6 protein-coding genes are annotated in these 8,203 nt (G+C 72.5%); 5 read left to right on the top strand and 1 reads right to left on the bottom strand.

The genetic code is table 11. The features are described from left to right. The first annotated feature begins 58 nt into the window (after positions 1–58). The 4 genes from AOK11_RS05190 (at position 59) to AOK11_RS05175 (ending at position 3,790) form a co-directional block, all read left to right on the top strand. On the top strand, positions 59–1,582 hold the full coding sequence (locus AOK11_RS05190) for a flavin-containing monooxygenase (protein WP_055592439.1): 1,524 nt from the start codon (positions 59–61) through the stop codon (positions 1,580–1,582). After that, on the top strand, positions 1,579–2,568 hold the full coding sequence (locus tag AOK11_RS05185) for an alpha/beta fold hydrolase (protein ID WP_055592438.1): 990 nt from the start codon (positions 1,579–1,581) through the stop codon (positions 2,566–2,568). The genes AOK11_RS05190 and AOK11_RS05185 overlap by 4 nt, the downstream gene beginning before the upstream one ends. 11 nt (positions 2,569–2,579) lie before the next feature. Beyond that, positions 2,580–3,524, top strand: coding sequence for an SDR family oxidoreductase (locus AOK11_RS05180; RefSeq protein ID WP_055592437.1), 945 nt, complete (start codon positions 2,580–2,582; stop codon positions 3,522–3,524). 80 nt (positions 3,525–3,604) lie between these two features. Then, positions 3,605–3,790 carry a hypothetical protein gene (locus AOK11_RS05175; RefSeq protein ID WP_055592436.1) on the top strand — a complete coding sequence of 62 codons (186 nt, stop codon included), beginning with the start codon at positions 3,605–3,607 and terminating at the stop codon, positions 3,788–3,790. Between the two features lie 49 nt (positions 3,791–3,839). Here AOK11_RS05175 and AOK11_RS05170 read toward each other — a convergent pair whose 3' ends face one another. After that, a complete protein-coding gene (locus AOK11_RS05170) occupies positions 3,840–7,301 on the bottom strand; it encodes a S41 family peptidase (RefSeq protein ID WP_063793422.1) in 3,462 nt (1,153 codons plus the stop codon). Positions 7,302–7,560: 259 nt separating this feature from the next. Here AOK11_RS05170 and AOK11_RS05165 point away from each other — a divergent pair, with 259 nt between their 5' ends. Beyond that, on the top strand, positions 7,561–8,157 hold the full coding sequence (locus AOK11_RS05165; RefSeq protein ID WP_055592434.1) for a TetR/AcrR family transcriptional regulator: 597 nt from the start codon (positions 7,561–7,563) through the stop codon (positions 8,155–8,157). Positions 8,158–8,203: the final 46 nt, after the last annotated feature.

The following is an 8,203-nucleotide window of genomic DNA, read 5'->3' as shown; positions in this document are numbered from 1 at the left end:
TTGCGCCAGTGTTCACTGGCGGGGTTCTCAGCGGTGTGTGAAGGCTGGAGGCTTGGGGATGGCCGTGCACGAGCACGTACGGGTCGCGGTGGTGGGGTCCGGGTTCGGCGGGCTGGGGGCCGCCGTGCGGCTGAGGCGCGAGGGGATCACCGACTTCGTCGTCCTGGAGCGGGCCGGCAGCGTCGGCGGAACCTGGCGGGACAACAGTTATCCGGGGTGCGCGTGCGACGTGCCGTCCCATCTGTACTCGTTCTCCTTCGCGCCCAACCCCGAGTGGCCGCGTTCCTTCTCCGGGCAGGAGCACATCCGCGCCTACCTCGAGCACGTCACCGACGTCTTCGGGCTGCGCCCGCACATCCGCTTCGACTCGGAGGTGAAGCGGATGGTGTGGGACACGGAGCGGCTGCGCTGGGACATCGAGACCAGCAGCGGCAGTCTCAGCGCGGATGTGGTCGTCTCCGCGACCGGGCCGCTGTCCGAACCGAAGACCCCCGACATCCCGGGGCTCGACACCTTCCCCGGCAAGGTCTTCCACTCCGCCCGCTGGGACCACGGCTACGACCTGCGTGGCAAGCGGGTCGCCATGGTCGGCACGGGCGCGTCGGCCATCCAGATCGTGCCGTCCGTCCAGCCGATCGTCTCCCGGCTCACGCTCTTCCAGCGCACCCCGCCCTGGGTGCTGCCCCGCGTCGACCGGCCCATCAGCGGCGCCGAACGGGCCCTGCACCGGGCGCTGCCCTTCACCACCCAGCTGCGCCGCGGACTGCTGTGGGGCGTAAGGGAGTTGCAGGTCCAGGCGTTCACCAAGCACCCGGGCGAGCTGGGCTTCGTGGAGCAGCTGGCCAAGCGCAACATGGCCCGCGCCATCAAGGACCCGGCCCTGCGCGCCCGGCTCACCCCCGACTACCGCATCGGCTGCAAGCGCATCCTGCTGTCCAACACGTACTACCCGGCGCTCGCGCAGCCCAACGTGGACGTGGTCGACGGCGGCCTGAGCGAGGTGCGGGGATCGACGGTCGTGGCGGCCGACGGCACCGAGGCCGAGGTCGACGCGATCGTGTTCGGGACCGGGTTCCACGTGACCGACATACCCATCGCCGAGCGGGTCGTCGGCGCGGAGGGCAAGACCCTCGCCGAGACCTGGACGGGCGGCATGGAGGCGCTGCGCGGCGCCTCGGCCGCCGGGTTCCCCAACTTCATGACGCTCATCGGGCCCAACACCGGCCTCGGGAACTCCTCCATGATCCTCATGATCGAGTCCCAGCTGAACTACCTGGCCGACTACCTCCGTCAACTCGACGTCCTCGGCGGCCGGGTCGCCCTCGACGCCCGCAGGAGCGCCGTCCGCGTCTGGAACCACCGGGTGCAGGAGCGGATGAAGCGCACGGTGTGGAACACCGGCGGCTGCACCAGCTGGTACCTGGACGCCAACGGCCGCAACACCACCGTTTGGCCGGGCACGACCGGCGAGTTCCGGCGGGCCACCCGGAGTGTGGACCTCACCGAGTACGCCGTCCTGCGGGCGGCGCCCGGGAAGAAGAGGACCGCCGCACCCCACGAGAGCACCGAGGCGGTCGCGTGAGCCGCCCGACGCACGTTTCCGCCGGGCCTTACGCCCCGCCCGCCCCTGCCCGCGAACTCACCGCCGTCTCCGCCGACGGCACCCGGCTGCACGTCGAACTGCACGGGCCCGACGGGGCGCCCGCGGTCGTCCTCGCCCACGGCTGGACCTGCTCGACCGCCTTCTGGGCGGCCCAGATCCGCGAACTCGCCGCCGACCACCGGGTGATCGCCTACGACCAGCGGGGCCACGGCCGCACCCCCGCGAGCCGGAACTGCAGCACCGACGCGCTCGCCGACGACCTGGAAGCCGTCCTGACCGCCACGCTCGCCCCCGGCGAACAGGCCGTGATCGCCGGGCACTCCATGGGCGGCATGACGGTGATGGCCGCGTCCGGCCGGCCCGCCTTCGTCGAGCACGCGGGGGCCGTACTGCTGTGCAGCACCGGCAGTTCGCGGCTGGTCGACGAGTCGACGGTGCTGCCGCTCCCGCCGGGGCGGACACGGACCTGGCTGGTCCGGCGCGTCCTCGGCACGTCGGCCCCGCTCGGCCCGGTCACCCCGGTCGCCCGCCGCATCCTCAAGTACGCGACGCTGGGCCCCGGTTCGACGCCGCACATGGTCGAGGCGTGCGCCCGCATCGTGCACGCCTGCCCGCGCACGGTCCGCCGGTCCTGGTCGCACGTGCTCGGCCTGCTCGATCTCGAGCACGGCGTAGGAGAGTTGCGGGTACCGACGGCCGTCGTCGTCGGCACCGCGGACCGGCTCACCCCGCCGGTGCACGCGCGGGCGATCGCCTCCCGGCTGCCGCACTGCCTCGGACTCACCGAACTGCCCGGCATCGGCCACATGACGCCCGTCGAGGCGCCCGGAACGGTCACCGGGCGGATCCGGGAACTCGCCGCCGCCCACATCCCCGCGGTGCCCGCCGCACCCGCCGCACCTGCCGCACCCGCGGTGCCCGCCGCACCCGTCACATCCGTCGCACCCGCCGAGGAGAGCGCATGAGTGGACAGCGCATGACCAGGGGCCGGCTCGAGGGCCGGGTCGCCGTCGTCACCGGAGCGGCCCGCGGGGTGGGGGAGTTGCTCGCCCGCAAGCTCTCCGCGCGCGGGGTGAAGGTGGCGCTCGTCGGGCTGGAACCGGACGCGCTCAAGCAGGTGTCGGCGCGGCTGCACAGCGAGAGCGACCACTGGCACGCCGACGTCACCGACCACGGGGCGATGAGCCGGGTCGCGGCGGAGGTGAAGGAGCGGTTCGGGCGGGTCGACATCGTGGTCGCCAACGCCGGTGTGGCGAACGGCGGTCCGTTCGCCGACTCCGACCCGGAGTCCTGGCGGCGCGTCATCGAGGTCAACCTGATCGGCTCGGCGGTCACCGCCCGCGCGTTCCTGCCGCTGCTGACCGAGAGCCGCGGCTACCTGCTCCAGGTCGCCTCGCTCGCCGCGATCACCCCGGCCCCGATGATGACCGCGTACTGCGCGTCCAAGTCCGGTGTGGAGGCGTACGCGCACAGCCTGCGGGCCGAGGTCGGGCACCTGGGGGTGCGGGTCGGCGTCGGCTATCTGTCGTGGACCGACACGGACATGGTGCGCGGCGCCGACCAGGACGAGGCGATGCGGGAGCTCAGGCAGCGGCTGCCGTGGCCGACGAACAAGACGTACCCGCTGGGTCCCGCGGTGGACCGGATGGTGGCCGGGATCGAGCGGCGCTCCAGCCATGTGTACGGGCAGTGGTGGCTGCGGGGGATGCAGGGCGTACGGGGTTACCTGCCCGGCGTGATCGGCACCGTCGGACAGCGGGAGGTGCGGCGGTTCGCGGACCGGTTCGCCGGCATGCGGACGGGGCTGGTCGGAGCCGGCGGCAACGCCGACGAACAGCACCGGAGCGGACTCGCCACGGCGTCGGATCGTCCGGGAGCAGCGCCGGGACCTGCGGGAACGACCCCGGAACACGCTGCGTGACTGATCGACATGCGCAGGGTGACCGCCCGTGTGAATCTGGTCGAGCAACAGCCCCCACACCCCAACGGGAGTGAACCCACATGGGTATGAAGGACAAGTTCCAGGACAAGGCCGAGCAGATGCAGGACCAGGCCAAGCAGAAGATGGGCGAGGCCAGGGAGCAGTCCCAGAAGCGCGGCCGAGGCCGTGAGGAGGACGCGGACAACCCGCAGCGCCGGCGGCAGCAGGAGTCCGAGGAACGCCGTCATCAGGACTACGACGCCTGACGTCGCGTACTGAAGAGGGAAGGGGTGTCTCCGTCGGAGGCGCCCCTTCTCATGTCGCCCTCGGCGGCAGCTCCGGACGGGAGTGGTCGGGGACGTCGCTGTAGGTCGGGGGCGTGGCCGGGGGCTCGGACTCCAGGAGTTCCAGGGCCAGTCGGACCGCGTCGTCCAGTACGGCGTACCGGCCCTCCGCCCAGTCCAGCGGGGTGCGCAGTGCCTCCAGGTCGGGGGCGACGCCCTTGTTCTCCACCGACCAGCCGTACGCGTCGAACCAGGCCGCGTTCATCGGCACCGTGATCACCGTGCCGTCCCCCAGCCGGTGCCGGCCGGTCATGCCGACCACCCCGCCCCAGGTGCGCTGCCCGACCACCGGCCCCAGCCTCAGCAGCTTGAACGCGGCCGTGATCATGTCGCCGTCGGAGCTGGTCGCCTCGTCCGCGAGAGCCACCACCGGCCCGCGCGGGGCGTTGGCCGCGTACGACACGGGCTGGGCGTCGCGGGTGAGGTCCCAGCCGAGGATGGTGCGGGTCAGTGTCTCCACGACGAGTTCGCTGATGTGGCCGCCGGCGTTGCCGCGCACGTCCACGATCAGGGCCGGGCGGGACACCTCCATGCGCAGGTCGCGGTTGAACTGGGCCCAGCCCGAGCCGCCCATGTCGGGGATGTGCAGATAGCCGCACCGGCCGCCGCTCAACTCCCTTACCACGGCACGCCGTTTGGCCACCCAGTCCTGGTAGCGCAGCGGGCGCTCGTCGATCAGCGGGACCACGGCGACCCTGCGGGGCGGGCCCGCGCCCCCGGCCGGGGCGAACGTCAGCTCCACCGTCGTACCGCCCGCCCCCGCGAGCAGCGGATAGGGCCCGGTGACCGGGTCCACCGGGCGGCCGTCGACCTGGGTGAGCACGGCGCCCTCGCGGATGCCGGTGCCGGCCAGCGGGGAGTGGGCCCTGGAGTCCGAGGAGTCGCCGGGGAGGATCCGCCGGACCGTCCAACCGTGCTCGCGCGGCACGAGGTTGGCGCCGAGGAAGCCCTGACGGCGCTGGTAGTGCGGCGGGCCCTCGTTGCGGCGGGCGGCGGTGACGTAGGCGTGGGAGGTGCCGAGTTCGCCGAGGAGTTCACGCAGCAGGTCCGCGAACTCGTCGGGGGAGGCGACCCGTTCGACCAGCGGGCGGTACTGGGCGAGCACCGCGTCCCAGTCGATGCCGCACATGCCGGATTCCCAGAAGTAGGACCGGGTCAGCCGCCCGGCCTCCTCGTACGCCTGCCGCCACTCGGCCCCCGGGTCGGCCTCGTGCAGGATGCGGCGGACGTCGATCCACACGGTGGAGTCGCTGTCGCCCGGCTCGGTCGCGGGCACCGCGCGCGGCTCGCCCTCGTCCGCGACGACCAGCCGGGTGCCGTCGCCGCTGACCGCGAAGAAGTCGAGGTGCTCGACGAGTTCGGACTTCTTCGCCCTGCTGATGGCGAAGTGCTCCAGCGTTGGCCGGCCGCTGGTGTCGTCCGGGTTGGCGAAGGTCTCGCCGAGCGCTCCCGAGATCGGCCAGCGCAGCCAGACCAGCCCGCCGCCCGCGACCGGGTGCAGCGCCGAGTACTTGGAGGCGGCGACCGGGAAGGGGGTGACCCTGTTCTCCAGGCCCTCGGTCTCGACGGTCACCGCGCCGCTTTCCCCGAGGTCCTCGCCGTCGTCGGCCTCCACCGGGTCGAGGCCCCCGGCGGCCGGCCGGCCCTCGGGGCTGAGGGCGAAGGGGGAGGGGGTCGCCGACGACAGCGGCACCAGGTACGGGCGGCACCCCAGCGGGAAGGACAGGTCGCCGGTGTGCACGTCGTACACCGGGTCGAAGCCGCGCCAGGACAGGAAGGCCAGGTAGCGGCCGTCCCGGGTGAAGACCGGATTCTCGTCCTCGAAGCGGCCGTTGGTGACGTCGATGACCAGCCGGTCCTTCATCCGGGCCAGTTTGATCTGCCGCAGCGACCGCCCGATGCCGGGATGCGACCAGGTGAGCCACCCGCCGTCGGGCGAGAACGCGAGGTCGCGCACGGGGCCGTTGATGGACCGGATCAGCTCGGTGACCTGGGTGTCGGGGGCCGCCCCCTCACCGGACCCTTCGCCGGACCCGGACCCTTCGCCGGACCCTTCGCCGGAGCCGGAGCCGGAGCCGCCGCCGCTCTCACCGCCTTCGGCGTTCTCGGTCTCCGCCTCCTCCGCCTCACCCGCCTCCACGCTCTCCTCGCCGGTGCCGACGAGCAGCAGGCGCCCGTCGTGGGAGGCGACGGCCAGTTGCCCGCCGTCCGGGTCGGCGACCATCTCCAGCACCCGGCCCAACTTTCCCGAGGCCAGCCGCCGTGCGGGGCGGTGACCGCTCGCCCGGGGCAGGGAGGCGATCTCGATGGCGTCCTCGCCGTCGGCGTCCGTCACGTAGGCCACTCGTCCGCCCGCGCCGAGCATCTCCGGCAGCCGTACCCGTACGCCCGGGGTGTCCGTGAGGGTGCGGGCGGGGCCGTCGCGGTGGGTGAGCCAGTACAGGCTGCCGCGTACGACGACGGCGCTGGCCCGGCCCGTCTCGTCCACGGAGATGCCGTCCAGGTGGTGGGCGGCGGGCACCTGGTAGCGCCGCCGCCCCGCGCGCGGCCCGCTCAGCGTGACGTCGAGCCGGCGCGGTACGGAGCCCGGGGACAGGTCGTCGACGATCCACAGGTCACCGGCGCACTGGTAGACGACCCGGGTGCCGTCGCTGGACGCGTGGCGGGCGTAGAACGCGTCGTGATCGGTGTGGCGGCGCAGGTCGGAGCCGTCGTACGCCACGGAGTACAGGTTGCCGACGCCCTCGTGGTCGGAGAGGAAGGCGACCCGGCCGCCGACGAACATCGGGGAGTGCAGATGCCCGTCGATGCCACCGGTGCCACCGGTGCCGCCGGCCCCCTCGACGGCCGCTTCCGTCCCGTCCGCCGTCCCGCCGAGCAGTCGCCGTCCGTGCAGCCACAGCCTGCCCGTCGCCCCGCCCCGGTACCGCTTCCAGGAGGCCGGTTCGTGCGGTGGGGTGCCGGTGAGCAGCAGGGTCTGCCGTTCTCCGCCGACGTCGGCGACCTGGAGGTCGGTCACCGGGCCCCAGGGCAGTTTGCGGCCCGGACTGCCGTCGGGGGAGAGCTTGTAGGCCCAGGTGAAGTACGAGAACGGCTCGCCGTGCGAGGCGACGGCGAGGATCTCGGCGTCCACGTCCCCGTTCGGGGGAGCCCAGCCACAGACCCGGGTGTCGGAGGTGCCCCAGTAGGTGAGCCGGCGTCCGGGGCCGCCGTCGACGGGGACCAGGTGGATCTCGGGGGCGAGGCTGCGCCAGCTCGTGTACGCGATGTGGCGGCCGTCGGGGGAGAAGCGGGGATGGCCGAGTTTGGCGCGGTCGACGGTGAGCCGCCAGGCCCGGCCGCCCGGCGCGTCGAGCGGGGCGAGCCAGAGGTCGTCCTCGGCCACGAAGCACAGCAGGCCGCCGTTGAGGTGGGGCAGGCGCAGATAGCTCACCATTCCATGCTTTTCCGGGGGGCGGGCCTCAGCAACTCGTGCGGAATCGTGGCGGATTTCCTGACGTGACCCAGCACACGTACGAAACGGTTTCGTTCTCATAAGGTCTTGGGTACATTCGTCATGTACGAATCCGCGCACGAGGCCGCATGCGAATCCGCGTATGCGACGGCGGACGTACGGCACTATGTGTACTGACGCGTGCCGTACGGCGCGGTGGTACGTCCGACAGGGACGAAGGAGCGGGAAGGTGAGCGGGATGACCGAGGTCACGACCGTGCGGCGCAGCCGGATCACCCCCGAGCGCGAGGCCGAACTGTACGCGGCCGTGCTCGACCTGCTCCGCGAGGTCGGGTACGACGCCCTCACCATGGACGCCGTGGCCGCCCGCACCCGTTCCAGCAAGGCCACCCTCTACCGCCAGTGGGGCGGCAAGGCCGAGCTGGTGGTGAGAGCCATGCGGAGCCAGAAGCCCGGCGTCATCAGCGACATCGACACCGGTTCCCTTCAGGGCGACCTGCACGGCCTCATCGGCCAGGACGACTGCGCCATGGAACAGAACGCCGCCCTGATGCGGGCGCTCGCCATGGCAGTGCAGACCAACGAGGACCTGCGGCGGGCCTTCAAGGCCCTGCTCGTGGAGCCCGAAGTCGCGGAGTTCCAGGGGATCGTCCGGCGCGCGATCGAGCGCGGCGAGGTCCGGGCGGACAATCCGGCGTTGGACTACATGGTGCACATGCTCGTCGGCGCGTTCGCCACGCGGGCGCTGATCGACGACCAGCCGCCCACACGGGAGTTCCTCATCTCGTACATCGACGCCGTGGTGCTCCCCGCCCTCGGCGTGTCCCCTCGCTGACCGGCACACCCCTCCGGTCGGCGATCACCACCCGCCCCACCTGTAC

Source organism: Streptomyces hirsutus (assembly GCF_001418415.1).
Lineage (GTDB): Bacteria > Actinomycetota > Actinomycetes > Streptomycetales > Streptomycetaceae > Streptomyces > Streptomyces hirsutus.
This window is presented reverse-complemented; position numbering and strand designations above follow the sequence as displayed.